This window comes from Corynebacterium sp. ACRPF, assembly GCF_022347395.1.
Classification (GTDB): Bacteria; Actinomycetota; Actinomycetes; order Mycobacteriales; family Mycobacteriaceae; genus Corynebacterium; species Corynebacterium tuberculostearicum_D.
The window spans coordinates 1-573 of record NZ_JAKRNB010000048.1 but is presented as its reverse complement, the minus strand read 5'-3'; the positions used below and the strand labels follow the sequence as shown (position 1 = coordinate 573).

1 rRNA gene is annotated in these 573 nt (G+C 45.7%); it reads left to right on the top strand.

Features of this window, described 5'->3' with window-relative positions:
• Positions 1 to 105 (top strand): 16S ribosomal RNA (locus MHX61_RS11255); the annotation flags it as partial.
• Positions 106 to 573: the final 468 nt, after the last annotated feature.

Below are 573 nucleotides of genomic sequence, written 5' to 3'. Positions count from 1 at the left end.
CGGTGGCCCAAACTTGTTAGGGAGCCGTCGAAGGTGGGATCGGCGATTGGGACGAAGTCGTAACAAGGTACCCGTACCGGAAGGTGCGGGTGGATCACCTCCTTTCTAAGGAGCTTTTATTATTCGGGTGCAGTTGCACCCTTGGTTGGTTGAGTATGCGAGTGTCATGCTGCCAACTTTTATTATTGAAAAATTGTCCGGGTGAAACACACACCTGATGAGGCAAGACCAAGTGTTTGAATGGCGCTTTGTGACACACTGTTGTCCATGCACAGTTAAACGAAAAATAATGTTGTTTGTATGTTGGTGCATTGTTGGGTGTCTGGGGCATTATCCCCCTTTTTTGTGCCTGACCATGAGTCTTGTTGACACTGTGTATGTTGGCAGGTTGTGGTTGGGGTGTTGTGTGAGAACTGTATAGTGGACGCGAGCATTAAACACACTAGATAGGCTGCTTTTGTGGTTTGTTTGTGTGTGTTTGTGTGATTTCTTTTTTCTTTAATCAATTTTTTGTCAAGTTCACTTGTGTGGCCATCTGCGCTTTTTGGTGTGGGTGGTTTGTGTGTTCGTTAT